This is a genomic window from Prosthecobacter sp. (assembly GCF_044222345.1).
In the GTDB taxonomy this organism is placed as follows: Bacteria; Verrucomicrobiota; Verrucomicrobiia; order Verrucomicrobiales; family Verrucomicrobiaceae; genus Prosthecobacter.
Genome location: NZ_JBGANL010000040.1, coordinates 32,555 through 53,486, shown reverse-complemented (window position 1 = coordinate 53,486; position 20,932 = coordinate 32,555). Strand labels below are relative to the sequence as shown.

Below are 20,932 nucleotides of genomic sequence, written 5' to 3'. Positions count from 1 at the left end.
GTATGGATCTTTGCAAAATTGGAAGCCCTCAAGCTAGGCAGCAGCGCACTCGCGGCTGCTGCCAGGGCTGCGCGTGCCCGGATGCCTCGCTGCCAGTTATCTGACCACCTCGCTCCATCTCACAACTGCCTGAAAGCAAGTGCATGGATCATTCCCCATCGCTCAATAGAACGGTGCGTGCCGAACAGTACTGGCAAGAGTGCCCGCATCACTTACTTCTTCTCGGCGTCCGATTTACCGCCTTTGATTTTCAGCAGCTCGTTTTCGATGCGCTTGCGGGCTTTTACGTCGGGGGTCTTGAGGGCTTCGGCGCGTTCGAGGTAGTTGAGGGCTTTGGCTTTGTCACCGAGGGCCTGGTGGGTGAGGCCGATGTGTTCGAGGATTTCGGCGTCTTCCGGAGTGACGGGCTGGATGAGGGCTTCGGCGCGCTGCAGTTCCTTGAGGGCGCCGGGGTAGTTGCCCTTCTTGTAGTGGAACCAGCCGAGGCTGTCGATGTAGGCGGGCTGGTCGGGCAGCAGTTCGTTGGCCTTGGTGATGAGTTCGCCCGCTTTGTCGAGGTGCGTGCCGACATCCAGCCACATGTAGCCGAGGAAGTTCATGGTGTTGGCTGCGGCCCTGGCTTCTTCGCGCGGAGTCAGGGTGATGGATTTTTCCAGCATGCGTGAGGCGTCCTCGTAGCGTGCCAGGCTTTCGAGCGTGATGCCTTACTGAAAGAAGAACAGGTGGTCCAGCAGTTCGCTCTGGGTGGAGCTGGCGAACTGCTCGGCTTCGGCGAAATGCTGCACCGACGGGCCCCATTCCTCGCGCGCACGATGGGCGATGGCGAGCTGGTAGTGGACGAGGGGATGATCGGGAAACAGGCGTGCGCTGCGCTGGCCGACACGCACCATGTCATCGAACTTTTGCGTCTGGTAGAGCTCCCAGCCGAGCTTGACGTAGTCGCCGATCTCGCCGCCGCCGTTTTGAATGGCGGCCTGGAGGTGGGTGATGGCCTTTTCGGGCTGCTTGAGTTTGTCGTACTCAGTTGCCAGCAGGCGCTGCATCTCGGCGTCGTCCGGTGCTTGTTTGACGATTTGTTCCAGACTGGTAAGCGCCTTTTCTTTTTGTTCGGAGGCAACGTAGAGGCGGTAGAGCAGTTTGCGGGCGTCGAGGTTGTTGTATTCGGCCGCGAGTTTTTCACAGAGCTGCCGGGCGCGATCGAGATCGTTGGTCAGGAGATACTGACGGGCGACTTCGAGAGTGACCTGCTCGGCTTCGGCTTTGGAGGCGGTTTTGAGGGCGTTTTCAAAAAACGGGGCCACGCGCTGGCGGTACTCCGTGGCGAACTCGGCCTGACCGAGCGGCCAGACGCGTTCGGCGGTGTGGCCTGTGGCCAGCCAGTACTGCGGATCGCGGCTGTTCTGATTGGCGGCCTGCGTCATGACGGCGATGGCCTTGTCACGCTCGTTGTGGGTGAGGTGCAGCATGACGGCCGTCTCGTAGACCTCGGCATGAGAGGGGAACTTGGCCAGGGCTTCGGCCACGGCTTTGGAAGGGACGTCGTCTTTGACGAACAAGTCCTCCGGCGGGTAGGTGCTGGCGAAGCGCGCGAGATTGAGCAGCGGCGCGGGAGTGCGCGGGCTGGCACGCACGGCATCCTCGAGGATTTTGACGGCAGCTTCGCGCCCTTGGAACTGCATGGCAATCCCGGCGGTATGCGCTGCCAGATCCGAGTTGCCCGGGTCTGCTTTGAAAACGGCCAGATAATGGTCCAGCGCCTGCCTTAGTTTCCCAGAAGCTTCGAACTGGAGCGCGGCAGTGTAATGCGCCAAGACATCTGCCCGGGAGGCAGATGCTGGAGAGAGGTGGAGGTCTGATGTGTCTGCCGCTCTGGCTCCCAAGGACAGGTCCGCTGATGTTGCAGCGTGACCTGAGAGGAGGGAGCCAAAGAAGGCGGCAAGACCCATCGTGAGACAGGGCCGCAGAGCCCTGCCAACCGAGCCGTACCCGGGCATGACAAAGCTTCCTGCGTCTCGAAAAGATCGAATCGCACTGCGGAGAGGAGCCATGCCGGGAAGGCTAGCGGTTACGACTTGTAGCGCAAACGCTTCTTGTGACGGTTCGCGCGCATGCGCTTCTTGCGCTTGTGCTTGTTGATCTTCGTTTTTCTCCGCTTTTTGAGCGATCCCATGTTCGTGTTCTCCTGTTTGTTGGCGTTGATCTAGTGGACGACTTTATTGAGGGGGTATTCCACAATACCCTCGGCCCCCAGCGACTTCAGTCGTGGGATGATGACCCGCACGGTGGCTTCGTCGATGACCGTTTCCACGGCCACCCAATCCTGGCTGGCGAGTGTAGAAACGGTAGGCGAGCGCTGGGACGGCAGGCATGCGACCACCTCCTGCAGCTGTTTCGAGGGGACGTTCATTTTGAGACCGACCTTGTGGCGGGCCTCGAGCGCACCTTTGAGCAGCAGCACGAGTGTCTCCATCTTCTGCCGCTTCCATTCATCACGGGCGGCAGGTTTGCTGGAGACAAATTGGGGGTAGCTTTCCATCAGCGTGTCCACGATGCGCAGCTTGTTCGCGCGCAGGGACGAGCCGGTTTCGGTGATGTCCACGATGGCATCCACCATTTCGGGCACCTTCACTTCGGTGGCGCCCCAGCTAAATTCGACTTCGGCCTCGACGCCATGGGCGGCGAGGTATTTTTTGGTCATCTCCACGGCTTCGGTGGCGATGCGCTTGCCCTGCAGGTCCTTGACGGACTGCACCGGGGAGTCATTCGGCACCACGAGCACCCAGCGGGTGGGCCAGGAAGTGGCCTTGCTGTAGCGCAGGTCGGTGATGACTTCGACATCCGCGCCGTTTTCCACGATCCAGTCGCGGCCGGTGATGCCGCAGTCGAGGAAACCGTGATCGACATAGCGGCCGATTTCCTGGGCGCGCAGCAGGCGGAGCTCCAGTTCGGAGTCATCCACCGAAGGGCGGTAGGAGCGGGAGGAGACGACTATGTTGAACCCCGCGCGCTTGAATAGTTCAAGCGTCGGCTCCTGCAGGCTGCCTTTGGGCAGTCCCAGGCGGAGGATATTCTTGGGTTCGGACATGGTTGGGGGAAGGGGGCGCGCATCCTAGTGGCATTTTTTCGGCTGGCGAGGGGAAATTTCACGGCAAAGCCTTCCGCCAGCCCAAAGCGGCGTTTTTTAGGCGTTCGGCGGTGTCTTTTTCGGTCTCGGCGAGGTTGATGGTTTCGTTGGGGTCGCGAATGAGATGGTACAGCTCGATTTGGGTGCCGTCTGCGTTAACGAGGAGCTTCCAGTCGCCGTCGCGGATGGCAACGTTGGGAGATTTGGAATCTGGTTCTTTGGGGTAGGGAAAGCCGCTCTTCACCTTGCCTGCCTCGCCGGGTTTACGACCGTATTCCCAGAGGAGGGATTTGTGGCGGACAGTTTTTTCGCCGCGCAAGGCGGTGCTCATATCTTCGCCGTCCTGATCGGACGTGGAGGCTTTGATCTGAGTCAGGGCGCAGAGGGTGGGCATGAAATCGACGCTGCTGACGACGGTGGACTCATTCACGGTGCCTGCGGGCACTACGCCGGGCCAGCGGACGATGAGGGGCGTGCGGATGCCGCCTTCGTAAAGACTCCATTTCATGCCGCGCAGGCCTTTGGTGCGGGTATGCTCCAGGGTGGGCTCAGGGCCGTTGTCACCGCAGAGAAGAATGAGAGTGTTCGGGGGCAGTGCGTCGATGAGGCGGCCGATCTGGTGGTCTGTTTCGACGAGCACGTCGCGGTATTTCGCTGGCAGTGGACGATCATCCCTGGCCTCGCTGGGACGATAGGGGGTGTGAACGTCATCGAGCCACAGATTCACGAAGCATGGCTGACTTGAGTGCTGCTGCATGAACTTCAGTGTTTCATCGACCATCCAGCGCGTGCGCTCATGCCGGGGCACCTGCTGGGGTTCGCGTTTGGTGTCCCAGGGCATCGTTTTCAAGCCGAGGGCTGCGGCGGGTTCCGGGCTTTCATAGGTGCCCAGGCCCAGATCGTAGCCATAGGCGGCGAATTTGGGGGCGTCGGTCACATCGCGCCCGCCGCCGAGGTGCCATTTGCCGATGTGGGCGGTGGCGTAGCCGGCGTCATGGAAGGCGCGGGGCAGAGAGGGGGCCTGCGGATCGAGGTAGTCGGCCTGTTCACATTCGCGATTGCCCGCCCGCGTTTGCAGATAGCTGGTGATCCGCCAGCGAGCCGGAAACTGCCCGGTGATCATGCCGCAGCGTGAAGCGGAGCAGATGGGAGAGGCGACATAGAACTGCCGGAACTGCATGCCTTCTTTGGCCAGCCGGTCCATGTTCGGCGTGGGTACCTGCCCACCAAAACAGGAGACATCTCCCCAGCCCATGTCATCGACGACGAGGCAGAGGACGTTGGGTCTTTCGGCGGCGGCAGAGCCGAGGAGAGAACCCAGGAGTGTCAGGAGCAAAATGGTACGCATGCGAGGTAAACGAGGTCCTGGGACGGCCTTATCTGGGACAAATCCGCCTGCACCTATCGAGATCGCACTCTGTCGTGAGCGTGAAATCCACATTGACGCCCCCGGTTTGGGGAATACTCTCCCCGCTTCACAAGACGCATCATCAAATCATGATTCGTCCATATAACCCACACGACCACCATCATGTCCCGTAGCTACATCTTCTCGTCCGAGTCCGTCGGCGAAGGCCATCCTGACAAAGTTTGCGACACCATTTCTGACGCCATCCTCGACGCATGCCTTGCGATCGACCCGAAGAGCCGCGTTGCCTGCGAGACCTTTGCGAAGAGCAACGTGGTCGTCGTCGGTGGTGAAATCACCATTCCGAAGCTGCAGAACAAGAAGCTTGGCACCACCAAGCCGATCGACGAAGTCATCAACGTCGGCAAAGTCATCCGTGACGCTGTGCGCGGCATTGGCTACACCAATGACGACGATGTGTTCCACGCCGACAAGCTTTTCATCAACAACTACCTCACCATCCAGAGCCCGGACATCGCGCAGGGCGTGGACGCCGCTGAAGCCGAAGGCAAGAAGCACGGTGAGCAGGGCGCTGGTGACCAGGGCATCATGTTTGGTTTTGCCTGTGACGACACGCCGGAACTCATGCCTGCGCCGATCATGTATGCTCATCGCCTCGGCCGTGAGCTGACCCGCATCCGCAAGGCTGGCAAGCTGGCCAAGTGGCTGCGCCCTGACGCGAAGAGCCAGGTGTCCGTGGAATACGTGGACGGCAAGCCGACACGCATCGTGAACGTCGTCATCTCCACGCAGCACGCTGCGGATGTGAGCCACGCGGAGATCGAGAAGTTCTGCATCGAGCAGGTGATCAAGAAGGTGCTGCCGAAGAACATGCTCACCAAGGACACCGAGTATCTCATCAATCCGACCGGCAAGTTCGTCGTCGGTGGTCCTCAGGGCGACAGCGGCCTGACCGGACGTAAGATCATTGTGGACAGCTACGGCGGCATGGGCCGTCACGGCGGTGGTGCCTTCTCCGGCAAAGACCCGTCCAAAGTGGACCGCAGCGCCGCCTACATGGGCCGCTGGGTGGCCAAGAACGTGGTGGCCTCCGGCCTTGCCACCCGCTGCGAAGTGCAGTTCGCCTACGCCATCGGTCATCCTGAGCCTGTGAGCGTGCACATCGACACCTTCGGCACCGGCACGATCGGTGATGAGAAGATCCTCGACGCCGTCTTGAAGGTGTTCTCCTTCAAGCCTGCGGACATCGTCAAGCAGCTCAACCTGCTGCGTCCGATCTATTCGAAGAGCACCAACTACGGTCACTTCGGCAAGATCGACGATCCAGACCTTACCTGGGAACTGACCAACAAGGCCGAGGCGCTCAAGAAGGCTGCGAAGTAAGCTGACATTAGGCCTTTGCCCCAGCATCAATAAAGACCAAGCCGCGCAGGGAAGCCTGCGCGGCTTTTTTTTGCCAGCTTAGAGAAATCCGTGCGTAAGATGAGATCCAATCCATCTGTGCCCCATGTCTGAAATGCGTTTCAATCCCATCACCCTGGACTGGGTGGTCATGGCTCCGGGGCGCATGCTGAGGCCGGATGATTTTCATCCGCAGGTGGTGTCGCATCCAACGCGGCCCGTGCATCGTGACGACTGCCCTTTCTGCACCGGCAATGAAGCGATGACTCCGACGGAGATCGCCCGCGTGACAGCCCCGGATGGCTCCTGGCTGGTGCGTGTGGTGCCCAACAAGTATTCCGTCTTTGATGCCACGCTGAATATGCAGCGGAAGAGGCATGGGACGTTTCGCTCCATGTCCGCCTCCGGGGGGCATGAGGTGGTGGTGGAGCATCCGCGGCATGATCTGGACCTCGGAGAGATGGATCCGGCGCATCTGGTGCTGGTGCTGCGAATGTACCGGGAACGCTATCAGATGCTGCGTGAGCATCCGATGGTGGAGAGCATTGTGATTTTCAAAAACCAGGGGCAGCGCGCGGGCAGCTCCCTGGAGCACTCACATTCGCAGATCACTGCGGCTCCGGTGCTGTCCTCGCAGGTGTGCATGCGTTTGCAGGAGGCGCGGCGTTTTCATGAACTGGAGGGCGGGTGCTTGTATTGCGCGGTGCTGCACGAGGAGCTGCTGGCCGAAGAGCGCATCCTCGAAACCGGCGAGGCGTTTGTCGCCTTCATGCCCTACGCAGCGCTGTCGCCCTATCACACCTGGATTTTTCCGCGCAAGCATCAGGCGGCCTATGATGAGATCAGCGATGCGGACATCGAGGAACTGGCGGGCTTGCTGAGCCGCCTGCTGCGCCGTCTCAAGGCCGCCGCAGGTGCGCCGGACTACAACATTACGTTTCGTTCCACACCCGTGGGAGAAGTGTCCGGGTGCTTCCACTGGTACATTTCCATCGTGGTACGCATCTCCCAGATTGCCGGCTTTGAACTCGGCAGCGGCACCTACATCAACAGCATGCGGCCTGAGCGCTGTGCTGAACGTGTGCGGGGCATCGTGCTCTAACAGGGCACCAGCCAGGTGTGTGCCAGACGGTCATGCAAACCGCGACCACGCGTGGCGATGGTGTGAAACTCACGTGCGCCGGGGGCGATGGAGTCATTCATGCTGATTCATACCACGCCGGACAGGCTCAGCAGAAGACGATCACCAATATTTGCCATTTTTTTGAATCCAGAAGAAAGGGCCAGACGCAATAGGAGGCGTGAATAGAGAAAGCACTGTCAATCAACCCCAAAACCGGAACCTCCTCTGGCAGATTGCCGTGATGATGAGGCAGTGGTTTGACTCCGACTACCGCCCGCCGGGGTGGGAGGGGGATGACAAGCTGACAGACGGGATCGACTGGCGGCGCTGCCTGCCGTTCATCGTGCTGCATGTGGGGTGTCTGAGCGTGCTGTGGGTGGGATTTAGCTGGGCGGCGCTGGTGGCGGCGCTGCTGCTCTATGTGGTGCGCATGTTTGCCATCACGGCCTTTTACCATCGCTATTTTTCGCACCGGAGCTACCGCACCTCACGCGGAATGCAGTTCCTGTTTGCGGTGCTGGGGAACACCTCCTGCCAGCGCGGGGCTTTGTGGTGGGCCTCGGTGCACCGCCACCACCATCAGCATTCGGATGAAGCGCCGGATACGCATTCGCCACGGGTGCGTGGCTTCATCTGGTCTCACATCGGCTGGCTGACGAGCCCCAAGAACTTCCCCACGGACTACAGCCGCATTCGGGATCTGGAGCAGTTCCCGGAACTGGTGTTTCTCAACCGGCATGACCAGCTGGTGCCGATTTTGTATGGTGCGTTTTTGTGGCTCGCAGGCTGGCTGCTGGAGCGCCATGCGCCTGGACTCGGGACGAATGGAGCGCAGATGTTTGTCTGGGGATTTTTCATCAGCACGGTGATCCTGCTGCATGCGACGTTTTTCATCAATTCGCTGGCCCATGTGTTTGGCTCGAAGCGGTTCAAGACCAATGACGACAGCCGCAACAGTCTGCTGCTGGCGCTGCTGACACTGGGAGAAGGCTGGCACAACAATCACCACCGTTATGCGGGCTCTGCGCGGCAGGGTTTCTTCTGGTGGGAGATCGATGTGTCCTACTACCTGCTCAAGATGCTTTCATGGATGGGCCTGATCTGGGACCTCAAGGGGGTGCCGCCGAGTGTGTATCGTGAGGCGGCACAGCTTAAACAATCAGCCCAAAATCCTGGCGTATGAAACGACCACGTCTTGCCATCATTGGAACGGGTGTCGCTGGCCTGGGCTGCGCCCACTTTCTGCATCCGCATTTTGATCTGACGATCTTTGAGCAGAACGATTACGCCGGTGGACACACCAACACGGTGACGGTGAAGGAAGCGGGGCGCGAGCTGCCGGTGGACACGGGATTCATGGTGTTCAACTACGTGACGTATCCGCTGCTGAGCCGCTTGTTTAAAGAGCTGGACGTGGCGACGAAGCCGACCTCGATGTCCTTCAGCGTGTCGCATCTGCAGAGCGGCATTGAATACAACGGCACCTCGTTGAATCATTTGTTTGGGCAGCGTCGCAATCTGATCAGTCCGCGATTTTGGAGATTCATTCTCCAGATCAATCGATTCAATGCCGAGGCTGTGGCGGCGCTGGACGATCCGCGCTTTGCCCGCATGACTCTGCGTGAATACGTGGAGGCGCGGGGGTATGGCAGTGACTTCCTCAATCTCTACATCATCCCAATGGGGTCTGCCGTGTGGTCCACGCCACCGGAGCTGATGCTGGAGTTTCCCGCGCTGACGTTGATCCACTTCTGGCACAATCATGGATTCCTCGGACTGAACACGCAGCACCCGTGGCGGACGGTGACGGACGGGGCGCGTTCATATGTGAAAAAACTGACCGCGCCGTTCAAGGATCGCATTCGGCTGGGGGCGCCTATTGTCAGTGTCGAGCGGGATGCGGAAGGCGTGAAGGTGTTTCCTCGTGATGGAGCGGCTGAGGTTTTCGACAAAGTCATCTTTGCGAGCCATGCGGATCAAACGCTGCGCATGCTGGCGAAACCGACGGATCTCGAAAGCGAGTTGCTGGGCTGTTTCAAATATCAGCCCAACATCGCCACGCTGCACACGGACGAGAGCTTCATGCCCAAGTCGAAGAAGTGCTGGGCCTCGTGGAACTACCGCATCAAGCCCACGGCGGGCGGCGGCATCGAGCCGAGCACGCATTACTGGATGAACAGCCTGCAGGGTGTGTCCGACAAGACGAACTACTTTGTCGCGATCAACGCGGCGGATGAAATTGCGCCGGACAAGGTGCTGAAGCGCATCAACTACGAGCATCCGCTTTTCGACCTGGCGGCGATTGATGCGCAGAAGAGATTGCCTGACTTGAACAGGCTTGCCCCTGACCAGAGCACGTATTTCTGCGGCAGTTACTTTCGTCATGGATTCCATGAAGATGCCTTTGGATCGGCGGTCGCGCTGTGTCGTGATCTCCTCGGAAAGGAGCCGTGGTGATGCAAACCGAAGCCGCCATCTATGAATGTGCGGTGATGCACCACCGGCTGCAGCCGAAGGTGCATCGGTTCAATTACAATGTCTTCTACCTGTGGCTGGATCTGGATGCGATCGACGATCTCGCTTCGAAGCTGCGCTGGTTCAGCCGCAACCGCTTCAACCTGTTTTCTTTTTATGACCGCGATCATCTGGATCTCGGTGCGGGGGATGTGAAGGCGAACATCCTGAAGTATCTGGCGGAGAACGAGGTGGATGAGGCGCGCATCGCCAGCATTCGTCTGCTCACTTTTCCACGGGTGCTGGGGTATATCTTCAATCCTGTCTGCTTTTATTATGCCTTTGATGCCGCCGGAGAGCCGGTGTGTGCGGTGGCCGAGGTGACGAACACCTTTCATGAGCAGAAGCCTTACCTTTTGAAGAAGTGTGACCGGGCACAGCGCTTCCGCCTCATCACGCCGAAGCACTTTTATGTGTCGCCGTTCTTCGCGCTGGATCTGAGCTTTGATTTCAAGCTGCAGGTGCCGGATGAGAAGCTGGAGATTCACATCGACGACCGGAAAGAGGATGAGCGCATGCTGCTCACCTCGCTCACTGGCAAGCAGCGACCGCTGACGGACGCCGCGCTGCTGCTCTGTGCGGTGAAGTATCCACTGCTCACGCTGCGCGTCATTTTTCTCATCCACTGGCATGCGCTGCGGCTGTGGCTGAAGCGCATCTCCTGGCATCGCAAATCAGACAATGCCGGGCTGCAGCTCGGAGTTCTCCATCCGCACGAATCCATCGCCCCCACCAAACCATGAACGACATCATCACCTGCGACACTGACATCTCCGTCTCCACACCTGAGGCGGCGAAGCCTGGATTTTATGAGCGGCTTTTCATGCTGTCGCTCAAGCCCTTCGTACATGGAGGCCTTCGGATGGTGCACCCCGATGGCCGGGCTCATGTGCTGGGAGAGCATGGTGCCAAGGTCACGGCCGAGATGCGCATTCGCAGCCGGGACTTTTTCAAGCGCTGCGCTCTGTTTGGCAATGTGGGCTTCGGGGAAGCCTACGTGGATGGTGAATGGGAGACTGATGACATCGCAGCGGTGATCGAGTGGTTCATTTTGAATCTCTCCAAGACCCAGGGATCGCGGAGCTCTTCCGGGAAGGTGGCGTTTGTGAACCTGCTGAACTTCGTCAATCGCGTGCAACATCTGCTGCGGCCCAACAGTGTGAGCACCAGCCGGCGCAACATCGCGGAACACTACGATCTGGGGAATGAGTTCTACTCGCTCTGGCTTGACGAGACGATGACGTACTCCGCCGCGCGCTTCGAGCATCCCGGACAGACGCTGGCAGATGCGCAGTATTCCAAATATGAGGCGCTGTGTCAGAAACTTCAGCTCAAGCCGGGAGACCATGTGCTGGAAATCGGCTGCGGCTGGGGTGGGTTTTCCTGCCATGCGGCCAAGCATCACGGCTGCCGTGTTACGGCGGTCACGATCTCGCAGGAGCAGCTCAAGTATGCCACCGAGCGTGTGGCGCGTGAAGGGCTGGCTGAGCAGGTGGAAATCCGCCTGCAAGACTACCGTCACATCACGGGTCAGTTCGACAAGATTGCGTCGATTGAGATGCTCGAAGCTGTGGGAGACAAGTATCTGGAGACTTACTTTGCGAAGTGCGCTGAAGTTCTGAAGCCCGAGGGTCTGCTGGCCTTCCAGATGATCACGGTGGCGGACTGCCAGCACAAGGACCTGCGCAAGGGGGTGGACTGGATTCAGAAGCACATTTTTCCTGGATCGCTGCTGCTCAGCGTGGGCCGCGTCAATGAGGCCATCAACCGCACCAGCGAGCTGTTCATGCACGGTCTGGAAGATCTCGGCGCGTCGTATGCCAAGACACTGGGGGTTTGGTTTGAGCGCTTCAACGCCAAGGTCACCGAGGTCAAGGCGCTCGGGTTTGATGACCGGTTTGTCCGCAAGTGGAACTACTACCTGCAATACTGCGAGGCGGCTTTTGCCTCGAGGAACATCAGTGTTGTGCAGGCCGTGTACACCCGCCCCAACAATGCCACTCTGCATCGCACCTTCTGAACGTCATGATCTGGTTTCTTCGAATCTTCTTTGTCGTAGTTCTGGTGTCCATGCTTGGCGTCACGAGCTGGGCTTCGCAGCAGTGTGCGTTGTGGGCCATCCCGGGTTCGGTGGGCGGGCATCCGTGGTTCATTGCCACGTTGTTTGACACTTACTGGGCCTTTCTCACGTTCTACTGCTGGGTCGCTTACAAGGAGCGCTCGTGGTTCGGCCGCATTGGCTGGCTGCTGGGCATTCTGCTGCTCGGCAACATCGCCATGGCGGTGTACATGCTCATCCTGCTTTTCCGGGTGCCATCCAATGCGCGCATGGAAGACATTCTTCTTCGAACGGCATGACGGAACCCCTCCAGCGCGAATCTTTGTGGCGCCGATGGGTGGTGAAGCCGGTCGTTGCGCAGCTCGCGCAGGGGACGACGCCTGCCAAAATCGCGCAGGCCATCGCCTTTGGTGTCACGACGGGTGTCTTTCCGCTGCTGGGCACCACGACCGTGCTGGCGCTGGGAGTGGGCGTTGTTTTGAAGCTGAACCAGCCGGTGCTGCAGGTGTTTCGAGAGCTGACGTATCCGCTGCATCTGGCCAGCATCCTTCTCTTCATGCGCGCCGGTGAGTCGCTCTTCGGTGCTGAGCATGTGCCGCTTTCCATTCCCATGATGATGGAGCGGTTCTTTGCCGCCCCAGGGCAGTTCATGGCTGAATTCGGCATGATCGGTCTCTACGGCGTGGTCGTGTGGCTGCTGCTGGCGCCGCTGCTCATCGGTGTGGTCTTTTTCGTCAGCAAACCCCTCGTCGAGAAACTCGCCAAACACCTCAACTTCTCAAAACATGATGCATGATTTCTGGTTCCTGATGGGCATGGGCACGGTGGTGGCATTTGTGCTGTTTGCACTCACCTGGCTGCTGAGTTTGAAGCTGAACAACTTCAGCTTTGTCGATGTGACGTGGTCTTATGCGCTTGCTGTGATGGCGCCGCTTTATGCGTGGCTGGGTGGAGGATTCACGGAGCGCAAAATCATTGCGGTGACGATGGGGGTTCTGTGGAGTGTGCGGCTGGGGACGTACCTCCTGATCCGAGTCAAAGGCCACCATCCACACGAAGACGTGCGCTATGCGGTGCTGCGTGAGAAATGGAAGGATGGGCTGGCGAAGAACTTCTTCTTTTTCTTTCAGGCGCAGGCTTTGCTGATCGTGCTGCTGGCGGTGCCCGTGCTGCTGGCGTGTTTGAATCCAGCACCGAAGCTAAACCTGATTGAAATGGGAGGAGCCATTGTGTGGCTGATCGGTCTGAGTGGAGAGGCCTTGAGTGATGCGCAGATGAAGAGGTTCAAGGCTGATCCTGCGAGCAAGGGGAAGGTGTGTCAGGTTGGGCTCTGGCGCTACTCGCGGCATCCGAACTACTTTTTTGAGTCTGTCGTGTGGTGGGGGTTCTGGCTGTTTGCCTGCGGTTCACCGTGGGGCTGGGCCACGGTGTATGCCCCTGCGTTGATCCTGTATTTTCTGCTGCGTGTCACCGGCATCCCGCTCACGGAGGAATGCGCCGTGAAGAGCAAGGGGGACTCCTACCGCGAGTATCAGCGCACCACGAGCGCCTTTGTGCCGTGGCCGCCAAAAAAGTGAATCCAGTCTGCATCCAAGATCGCAAAACTCACCAAACCGCATGAGCACCATCAACGTCATCCTCGCCAAGAACATCCTCCCGGACAGCATGATCCGGATCGGCATACGCCAGCGGCTGGCCGAGACGCTGAAGGAGAACAAGCAGCCCTCCGTCGAGGCCCAGCGCGCGGCCCTGATGCGCTACGTGCAGGATCTCAAGCAGATGCCCGTGGCCATCGCGACGGATGAGGCCAATGAGCAGCACTATGAGGTGCCCACGCGGTTCTATCAGCTCGTGCTCGGCAAGCATTTGAAGTACAGCTCGGGTTACTGGCCGGATGAGAAAACCACCTTTGATGAATCCGAGGCGGCGATGCTGCAACTGACCTGTCAGCGCGCGGAGCTGCAGGATGGACAGCGCATTCTTGAGCTCGGCTGCGGCTGGGGTTCGCTGTCGCTGTGGATGGCGGAGCATTATCCGAATGCGCAGATCACCAGCGTTTCGAACTCGCGCACGCAGAAGCTGTTCATTGATGCCGAGGCGGCGAAGCGAGGCCTGAAGAATCTGACGATCATCACCGCGAACATGATCCACTTCGAAGGCGTGGGCGAAGGCATCTTCGACCGCTGTGTGTCGGTGGAAATGTTTGAGCACATGAAGAACTACCAGGAGCTGCTGCGCCGTGTCTCCACCTGGCTGAAGCCGCGCGGCAAGCTCTTCGTTCACATCTTCACCCACCGCGAATACGCCTACCACTATGAGGTGCGCAGCGATGACGACTGGATGGCAAAATACTTTTTCACCGGCGGGCAGATGCCCAGCGATGACCTGCTACTGTACTTCCAGGACGATCTGAAAATCGAAGAGCACTGGTGCGTGAGTGGTCAGCATTACTCAAAAACGAGCGAGGCCTGGCTGGCGAACATGGACGCGCACAAGGCGGAGATTTTGCCGCTGTTTGCCGAGACCTACGGCAAAGATCAGGTGACGAAGTGGTGGGTCTGGTGGCGCTTATTTTTCCTCGCCTGCGCCGAGCTGTGGGGCTACCGCGGCGGTGAGGAATGGATCGTTTCACACTATCGCTTCATCAAACCATGAGAACGACACTGATACTCGCGGCTGTTATGTTGATAGCTGGACATGCTTTCGCAGACTTCACGGAACTCGTGAAACAGGGCGATGCGTATGATGCCCAGTTCAAACCGGAGGCGGCGCTGCAGTACTACCTGCCGGCTGAAAAATTGAACGCCAAGGATGCGTCGCTGCTGGTGAAGATCGCGCGGCAGTATGTGTATCGCATGGCGGATCTGTCTGGCAAAGCGGATCAACTAAAGTCGGGACGTACCGCGCTGGCCTATGCCGAACGTGCGGTGATGCTGGCTCCCAAGGAGTCTGATCCGCATCTGGCGGTTGCCATCTGTCTGGGCAAACTTTCACCGCTGCTGGGCAACAAAGAAGGCATCGAGGCGTCACACAAGATCAAGGCGGAGGCGGAGACGGCGGCGAAGCTCAATCCTAAAGACGACTTTGCCTGGCATCTTCTGGGGCGCTGGAATCAGGAGCTGGCGCAGATCGGCGGCATGACGCGTGCGGTGGCCATGATCGTTTATGGTGCCTTGCCAAGCGCCTCGTATGACGAGGCGGTGAAGTGTTTTCAGAAAGCCATCGCGCTCAACCCGAACCGCCTGATTCATTACGTCGAACTGGGACGCACCTATGCGCTCATGGGACGCAAAACGGAAGCGAAGCAGTTCATCGAAAAAGGACTCGCGATGACGAACCGTGATCAGGATGATCCGGGGACGAAAGAGCGTGGGCGCAAGACGCTGCAGAGCCTCTGATAGCGCTGGCGCTGTCACTTGCCCGCTTTCGCGGGTGCCGCATGGCCATCTCCTTCCACACCCGGAAGGAACATGGTCAGCAGGCCCAGCAGAGGCAGGAAGGCGCAGGAGTGGAAGACGAAGTCGATGCCCTGGTGGTCCGCCAGTTTTCCCAAGACGGCGGCACCGATGCCTGCGATGCCAAAGGCCAGGCCAAAAAACAGGCCCGCGATCATGCCGACTTTTCCGGGCATGAGTTCCTGCGCATACACCAGAATGGCTGAGAAGGCGGAGGCGAGGATCAGGCCAATGATGACCGTCAGCACCGCTGTGAGGGCGAGTCCGGCATGCGGCAACCAGAGGGAGAAAGGAGCGGCTCCCAGAATGGAAAACCAGATGACGCGCTTGCGGCCAATGCGGTCACCCACGGGGCCGCCCACGATGGTGCCGACGGCCACGGCGAAGAGGAACAAAAAGAGGTAGTACTGCGAGGTCTGTACTGAGACATGGAAGCGCTCCATGAGGTAGAAGGTGTAGTAGTTGCTCAGGCTGACGAGGTACACGTACTTGGAGAAGATCAGCATGACGAGGATGGCCATGGCAAAGGCAATCCTGCCGGATGTCGGGTGGGATTGAGCCATGGCTGAGCGCGCCGATTTGCGCTGGATGCGGTGCAGATTCCGCGCCTTGCCAGAGGCCGATCTGCCACAGCACAAAGACACCCAGCATCGCGATGATGGAAAACCATGACAGGGCGGCCTGACCATGAGGCACGATGAACCACGCCGCCAGCAAGGGACCGATGGAGGAGCCCGCATTCCCACCCACCTGAAACAGCGACTGCGCCAGACCGCGCCGCCTGCCGGCCGCCATGTGGGCGATGCGCGATGCCTCGGGATGGAAGATGGCGGAGCCTGACCCCACCAATCCGGAGGCGATGAGGATGGCCGGGTAGCTGTGGGCTCTGGAGAAGGCGAGCAGGCCGATCAGAGTCAGACCCATGCCGACAGGCAGGGAGTAGGGCAGGGGCCGCTTGTCCGTGATGTAGCCCACCAGAGGCTGCAGCAGGGAGGCGGTGACCTGAAAGGTCAGCGTGATGTAGCCGAGCTGCGCAAAGCTCAGTCCGTAGGTCTCCTTGAGCAGCGGATAGATCGCAGGCAGCAGGGCCTGGATGGTGTCATTGAGCATGTGGGAAAAGCTGATGGCAAAGAGCAGCGCGAAGACGGTCTCTTTTGCGTCCGGCGCTGCGGCGGGGGAGATCGCGTGAGGTGATTGGTCCTCGATCATCGTGTCATTCATAAGGACCGCTCTTCTTCAGGTGCTTTCATGGATATGCTCAAAAAATTACGCTGTTCACTCAACGTGGGACGTGCAGACAAAAAGAGAGGCTGTTGCCAGCCTCTCTTCGTGAGTTTTCAGACTAGAGCGTGGCGGTCAGCTCATGCGAGCGCAGCGGCCACGGCTTCGGCGGTGATGCCGAGTTCTTTGAAGACGGTGTTGCCGGGGGCGCTGATGCCGAAGCGATCAATGCCGATGATCTGGCCCTGGGTGCCGACGTATTTCCACCAGAGTCCGGTGACACCGGCTTCGATGGCGATGCGCTTGGTGCAGGCGGCAGGGAGAACGGACTCGCGGTAGGCGGCATCCTGGCGGTCGAAGCGCTCAAAGCATGGCAGGCTGACGACGCGGACGCCGGGCTTGCCCTTGGCACCTGCGACGGCCCACTGCACTTCGGAACCAGTGGCGATGACGATGGCCTCCAGCGGAGCGGTTTCCTTCACAAGGATGTAGCCGCCTTTGAGCGTGCCTTCGCGACGGGTGGCGGCGCTGGCGATGCCCTGATGGGGCAGATCCTGGCGGCTGAGTGCGAGCAGTGTGGGGCCATCGGCGCGGCTGAAGGCAGCAGCGAAGGCGGCGGCGGTTTCCTCGGCGTCGCCGGGGCGGATGACGTCGAGATTTGGGATGACGCGCAGGCCGCTGACGGTTTCCACCGGCTGGTGGGTCGGGCCGTCTTCACCGACGCCGACGGAGTCGTGCGTGAAGATGTAGGTGACGGGCAGCTTGGCCAGTGCGGCGAGGCGGATGCTGGGGCGGCAGTAGTCAGCGAAGACGAGGAAGGTCGCGCCGCTGGCGAGGAAGAGGCCGTCGTAGGCGATGCCGTTGCAGATGGCGCCCATGGCGTGTTCACGGATGCCGAACCAGATGTTGCGTCCGGTCGGATTGGCGGCGCTGAAGTCGCCCATGCCGGTGAGGTAGTTCTTCGTGGAGCCGAAGAGGTCGGCGCTGCCGGTGATGAGATGCGGCACCGCTTTGGCGATGTGATTGAGGATCTCGCCACCGCTGTTGCGGGTGGCGGCCTTGCCTTCGGCGGGATATTCAGGGATCACCTTGAGGAGGTCTTCGGCCTTCAGGCTGCCGTGACGTGCGGCGTCCAGTTCCTTGGCCAGCGCGGGGTTGGCGGCGCTCCAGGCGAGGAAAACTTTGTTCCATTCACCGTGGACTGCTCCGCGCTTGTTCTTCAAATCTGCGAAGTAGGCTTTCACCTCGTCGCTGACGTAGAAGTGCGTGCCTTCGGGGATGCCGAGGCCTTTCTTGGCGGCATCGACGAACTTCGCGCCGCCTTCGCCGTGGCCCTTGGCGGTGCCGGCCACTTCGGGGATGCCTTTGCCGATGATCGTCTTGGCGATGATGATGGTGGGCTTGCCGTTGTCGCTCTTCTTGGCGGTGTCGATGGCGGCCTGGATGGCGTCGAGGTCGTGACCGTCAATGGTCACGGCGTTCCAGCCGAGGGCGGTGTACAGCGCCTGGGTGTCTTCGCTCTGCGTGACCTTGGCCATCGCATCCAGCGTCACATCGTTGGAATCATAGATGACGATGAGGTTGTCCAGGTGGTTGTGCGCGGCGAAGGCCACGGCTTCACGTGCCACGCCTTCCTGAAGGCAGCCATCGCCAGCGAGGGCGATGATGTGGTTGTCGATGATCTTGTGCTCAGCGGTGTTGTACTTCGCCGCGGCCATCTTGCCGGAGAGCGCGTAGCCCACCGCATTGCCGATGCCCTGGCCCAGAGGACCTGTGGTGGACTCGACGCCGGGGGTTTCATGGAACTCAGGATGTCCCGGCGTGATGGAATGCAGCACGCGGAATTTGGAGACGTCATCGATGGACACCGCATAGCCGCTGAGGTGCAGCCAGGAGTAGATGAACATGGAGCCGTGGCCGGCGCTGAGGATAAAGCGGTCGCGGTTGAGCCATTTCGGATCGGCGGGATCGCACTGGAGGGTTTCGCCGAAGAGGACGGCACCGATTTCAGCGGAACCGAGGGGGAGGCCGAGGTGGCCGGAAGAGCACTTGTGCACGGCATCCATGGCGAGACCACGGGCTTCGTTGGCAGCTTGAGCAAGGAGGGTTTTATTCATGTAGAGAGGTTCAGGGGCAATGAGGGACGGAAACGCGCTAGATGCGGCCAGGCGCGGGACGCCTTCCTTACTGGCGCAGGGGTCGGTTTCAAGGTCGAAAACTGGGGGGAATCGGTCATCATCGCCCCTTGCCAGAATGAAATTTGCCCCGGATGGTACGGCGTGAACAAAGGAAACTTCCCCTTCTGGATTGCCGGAGCCGTCCTGCTGTACATCGGCTGGATCGCCTTCGACATGCTGCGTCCGGTCTCGGGCGGGGGAGCTGGCAGCCTTACGACCATCAGCGCCGTCCGAACGGCGAAGGTGCCGGTGCTGGTGGAATTTTACGCCGACTGGTGCGGTCCCTGCAAAGTCGTGGGTCCGATGGTGGAAGAGCTGGCGCAGGAACTGAAGGGCAAGGCGGTGGTGATTCGCATCAACATTGATGAGGATCCGAGGCTGGCGCGTGATCACGGCGTGGGGTCCATCCCCACCTTCATCGCTTTCAAATCAGGGCGCGAAATTGGGCGGCAGATCGGGGGCATTCCGAAGGATCAGATGAGGCAGCTGCTGGGGCTGTGAGCGTCCCTTGAACACGCCCTACTTCTTTTTGTTGTTCTTCTTCTTGTTCTTTGCCGGAGGCTCCGCCGCATCATCGGCGGCAGGCGGGCTGCCGGTCAGATCCGCGAGCAAACGTGCGACGTAGCCATTGAAGCGGGGATCGGGGGATTCGCCTTTGGCTGGGAGTTCTTTGAGCTGGGCGGCGATGGGCTGGGCTTTGTCGCCGAGATCGTCGATGGCATTGAGGGCGCTCAGGGAGGTGAAGACATCGTGCTGGCTCCAGTTGGCGAGACTCACGAGTGCGGGCAGGGCGGCGGCGCGCTCGGCATCGCTGCCGTATTTGGCCAAGGACCAATTGGCGACGACCTGCACGTAGGTTGAGGTGTCCTTGGCGGCGTGGGTGATTTCATCGTGGGCTGCACTAACGCCATCGCCGCCGCGCATGAGGATACCCATGGCGGACCAGTAGCGGAGGGCGCTGTCTTTATCGGCAAATCCGGCTTTGAGATCGGCCATGGCGTCAGGCTTCATGGAGGACGCTGCGCCTGCGGCTTTCAGGATGCGGGCGAGTGGATACATGGAGTCATCATGCGCCATGTCGTAAGGCGTGGTGCCTTCGGCGCGGTGGTGCATCTCGCCTTCGGCGATCATGCCGGCGTCGCGGATTTTCAGCGCGAGGTTTTCCTGCGCGGCGCGCATCTTGGCGAGTGTCGCTGCGTGCTCGGGCTGGGCGGCGAGGTTGTGGACTTCATCGGGATCGCTTTGCAGATCGTAGAGTTCTTCGGGGTCCTTCGGCGTCTTCCAAAAGATCGACTGCTCAGGGGTGAGCTTGCCCGCGTCATACATCTCCCGCCACACGCGGGTGCTGGGTGTTTCAAACTGGTAGTTCACATGCTGGCCCTGGGAGAGGTGGGGCATGTAGTTGCGCAGATAGACGAAGCGGCCGTCGGTGACGCTGCGCACGCAGTCGTAGCGCTCGTCCATGCGGCCACGGAAGCCGTAGACGAAGGGCTGCGGCTCGGTCTGGAACTTGCCGGCGAAGGCGTGCCCCTGCATCCATTCTGGGGGCTGGACGCCGATGAGGCTGAGGAGCGTGGGGGCGAGATCGACAAAGCTGACAAGGCGGTCTGACTTCACGCCTGCGCCGTATTCCTTGGGGGCGAGGTGTTTCCAGTTGGGCGGGAAGTAGACGACCATGGGCACCTGCAGGCCGGAGTTGCAGGGCCAGCGCTTGTTGCGCGGCATGCCGCTGCCGTGGTCGGCGTAGTAGAAGACGATGGTATCGGCAGCGAGGCCTGCGGCTTCGAGTTCTTTCAAACGCCTGCCTGCGGAGGCATCGGCCAGTGTGACCTGATCATAGTACTGCGCCCAGTCCTGGCGCACTTCGGGAGTGTCGGGGTGGTAGGCGGGGACGCGGGCTTTGGCGGGATCATGGATGGCCACGTGCGGGCGCTTGCGGAGCTGGCTTTCGTGGCTGCACTGCTCGTTGAAGATGGCGAAGAAGGGCTGGCCGTCCTTGCGGTTGTTCCAATGCGCCTTGCCGTTGGATTCGTCCCACACGCCCTCGGGCTTTTGCAGGTTGTAGTCCTCCTTGCTGTTGTTGGTGCAGTAGTAGCCCGCCTCGCGGAGGAACTGCGGATACATCTTCGTGCCCTTCGGCATGGCCACCATGCTGCGCATGTGCTCGCCGCCGGTGGAGGGGGAGTACATGCCCGCGATGATGGTGGTGCGCGCTGCGGCGCACACCGGCGCGCAGGACCAGGCGTGCTTGAAGAGCATGCCTTTGGCGGCGAGAGCATCGACGTTTGGTGTGTCGGCATAGGTGTCGCCGTAGCAGCCCATGTGCGGCCCGTGGTCTTCGCTGGTGAGCCAGAGGATGTTGGGGCGGTCCGCGGCGAATGAGGAAACCAGAATAAGGAATGACGAAAGAACGATGCTCAGCTGCTTCATGGGGCGGGTGGAACGGTGGCAGCAGGAACGATCCTTCATGTCAATGTGACTGCATGGAC

At 60.1% G+C, this 20,932-nt stretch carries 21 protein-coding genes; 12 read left to right on the top strand and 9 right to left on the bottom strand.

Annotated elements, in window-relative coordinates:
- Positions 1 to 212: 212 nt before the first annotated feature.
- The 5 genes from ACILSL_RS19430 to ACILSL_RS19410 all read right to left on the bottom strand — a co-directional run bounded on the left by ACILSL_RS19430 (position 213) and on the right by ACILSL_RS19410 (position 4,472).
- Positions 213 to 659, bottom strand: a complete 447-nt coding sequence (locus ACILSL_RS19430; protein WP_395733719.1) for a tetratricopeptide repeat protein — start codon at positions 657 to 659, stop codon at positions 213 to 215.
- A gap of 45 nt (positions 660 to 704) precedes the next feature.
- Positions 705 to 1,811: a tetratricopeptide repeat protein gene (locus ACILSL_RS19425; RefSeq protein WP_395733718.1), complete on the bottom strand. Its 1,107-nt coding sequence runs from the start codon at positions 1,809 to 1,811 to the stop codon at positions 705 to 707.
- Positions 1,812 to 2,065: 254 nt separating this feature from the next.
- The gene (locus ACILSL_RS19420; RefSeq protein WP_133796641.1) at positions 2,066 to 2,170 is read right to left on the bottom strand and encodes an AURKAIP1/COX24 domain-containing protein; all 105 of its coding nucleotides are present in this window, start codon (positions 2,168 to 2,170) and stop codon (positions 2,066 to 2,068) included.
- 30 nt (positions 2,171 to 2,200) lie between these two features.
- A complete protein-coding gene (hisG, locus tag ACILSL_RS19415; RefSeq protein WP_395733717.1) occupies positions 2,201 to 3,085 on the bottom strand; it encodes an ATP phosphoribosyltransferase in 885 nt (294 codons plus the stop codon).
- Positions 3,086 to 3,143: 58 nt separating this feature from the next.
- The gene (locus ACILSL_RS19410) at positions 3,144 to 4,472 is read right to left on the bottom strand and encodes a sulfatase-like hydrolase/transferase (protein WP_395733716.1); all 1,329 of its coding nucleotides are present in this window, start codon (positions 4,470 to 4,472) and stop codon (positions 3,144 to 3,146) included.
- A gap of 183 nt (positions 4,473 to 4,655) precedes the next feature.
- Between ACILSL_RS19410 and metK the strand changes: the two genes are divergently transcribed.
- The 11 genes from metK to ACILSL_RS19355 all read left to right on the top strand — a co-directional run bounded on the left by metK (position 4,656) and on the right by ACILSL_RS19355 (position 14,988).
- Complete coding sequence (gene metK, locus ACILSL_RS19405) at positions 4,656 to 5,876, top strand: methionine adenosyltransferase (protein WP_395733715.1); 1,221 nt, start codon at positions 4,656 to 4,658, stop codon at positions 5,874 to 5,876.
- Between the two features lie 124 nt (positions 5,877 to 6,000).
- Entirely contained in the window at positions 6,001 to 6,996 is a 996-nt protein-coding gene (gene galT, locus ACILSL_RS19400; protein ID WP_395733714.1) for a galactose-1-phosphate uridylyltransferase, read from the top strand.
- Between the two features lie 265 nt (positions 6,997 to 7,261).
- The gene (locus tag ACILSL_RS19395; protein ID WP_395733720.1) at positions 7,262 to 8,200 is read left to right on the top strand and encodes an acyl-CoA desaturase; all 939 of its coding nucleotides are present in this window, start codon (positions 7,262 to 7,264) and stop codon (positions 8,198 to 8,200) included.
- Positions 8,197 to 9,474, top strand: a complete 1,278-nt coding sequence (locus ACILSL_RS19390) for an NAD(P)/FAD-dependent oxidoreductase (RefSeq protein WP_395733713.1) — start codon at positions 8,197 to 8,199, stop codon at positions 9,472 to 9,474. Before ACILSL_RS19395 ends, ACILSL_RS19390 begins: the two co-directional genes overlap by 4 nt.
- Complete coding sequence (locus ACILSL_RS19385; protein WP_395733712.1) at positions 9,474 to 10,274, top strand: DUF1365 domain-containing protein; 801 nt, start codon at positions 9,474 to 9,476, stop codon at positions 10,272 to 10,274. The genes ACILSL_RS19390 and ACILSL_RS19385 overlap by 1 nt, the downstream gene beginning before the upstream one ends.
- Positions 10,271 to 11,551, top strand: coding sequence for a class I SAM-dependent methyltransferase (locus tag ACILSL_RS19380; RefSeq protein ID WP_395733711.1), 1,281 nt, complete (start codon positions 10,271 to 10,273; stop codon positions 11,549 to 11,551). Before ACILSL_RS19385 ends, ACILSL_RS19380 begins: the two co-directional genes overlap by 4 nt.
- Before the next feature lie 5 nt (positions 11,552 to 11,556).
- Entirely contained in the window at positions 11,557 to 11,889 is a 333-nt protein-coding gene (locus ACILSL_RS19375) for a DUF1475 family protein (RefSeq protein WP_395733710.1), read from the top strand.
- Complete coding sequence (locus tag ACILSL_RS19370; protein WP_395733709.1) at positions 11,886 to 12,386, top strand: DUF2062 domain-containing protein; 501 nt, start codon at positions 11,886 to 11,888, stop codon at positions 12,384 to 12,386. The genes ACILSL_RS19375 and ACILSL_RS19370 overlap by 4 nt, the downstream gene beginning before the upstream one ends.
- On the top strand, positions 12,376 to 13,167 hold the full coding sequence (locus ACILSL_RS19365; RefSeq protein WP_395733708.1) for a DUF1295 domain-containing protein: 792 nt from the start codon (positions 12,376 to 12,378) through the stop codon (positions 13,165 to 13,167). Before ACILSL_RS19370 ends, ACILSL_RS19365 begins: the two co-directional genes overlap by 11 nt.
- A 40-nt stretch (positions 13,168 to 13,207) precedes the next feature.
- A complete protein-coding gene (locus ACILSL_RS19360) occupies positions 13,208 to 14,245 on the top strand; it encodes an SAM-dependent methyltransferase (protein ID WP_395733707.1) in 1,038 nt (345 codons plus the stop codon).
- 26 nt (positions 14,246 to 14,271) lie between these two features.
- Complete coding sequence (locus ACILSL_RS19355; protein ID WP_395733706.1) at positions 14,272 to 14,988, top strand: tetratricopeptide repeat protein; 717 nt, start codon at positions 14,272 to 14,274, stop codon at positions 14,986 to 14,988.
- Between the two features lie 14 nt (positions 14,989 to 15,002).
- Here ACILSL_RS19355 and ACILSL_RS19350 read toward each other — a convergent pair whose 3' ends face one another.
- From ACILSL_RS19350 to tkt, 3 genes are all read right to left on the bottom strand, one after another.
- On the bottom strand, positions 15,003 to 15,488 hold the full coding sequence (locus ACILSL_RS19350) for an MFS transporter (RefSeq protein ID WP_395733705.1): 486 nt from the start codon (positions 15,486 to 15,488) through the stop codon (positions 15,003 to 15,005).
- A complete protein-coding gene (locus tag ACILSL_RS19345) occupies positions 15,388 to 16,266 on the bottom strand; it encodes an MFS transporter (RefSeq protein WP_395733704.1) in 879 nt (292 codons plus the stop codon). Before ACILSL_RS19345 ends, ACILSL_RS19350 begins: the two co-directional genes overlap by 101 nt.
- A 140-nt stretch (positions 16,267 to 16,406) precedes the next feature.
- Complete coding sequence (gene tkt, locus ACILSL_RS19340; protein ID WP_395733703.1) at positions 16,407 to 18,383, bottom strand: transketolase; 1,977 nt, start codon at positions 18,381 to 18,383, stop codon at positions 16,407 to 16,409.
- 162 nt (positions 18,384 to 18,545) lie between these two features.
- On the opposite strand from tkt, the gene trxA reads away from it, so the two are divergent.
- Positions 18,546 to 18,944 (top strand): thioredoxin, encoded by a 399-nt coding sequence (gene trxA / locus ACILSL_RS19335; RefSeq protein WP_395733702.1) that lies wholly within the window; start codon positions 18,546 to 18,548, stop codon positions 18,942 to 18,944.
- A gap of 18 nt (positions 18,945 to 18,962) precedes the next feature.
- Here the strand turns inward: trxA and ACILSL_RS19330 are convergent, their stop codons facing one another.
- Positions 18,963 to 20,873, bottom strand: a complete 1,911-nt coding sequence (locus ACILSL_RS19330; RefSeq protein WP_395733701.1) for a sulfatase-like hydrolase/transferase — start codon at positions 20,871 to 20,873, stop codon at positions 18,963 to 18,965.
- Between the last annotated feature and the right edge of the window lie 59 nt (positions 20,874 to 20,932).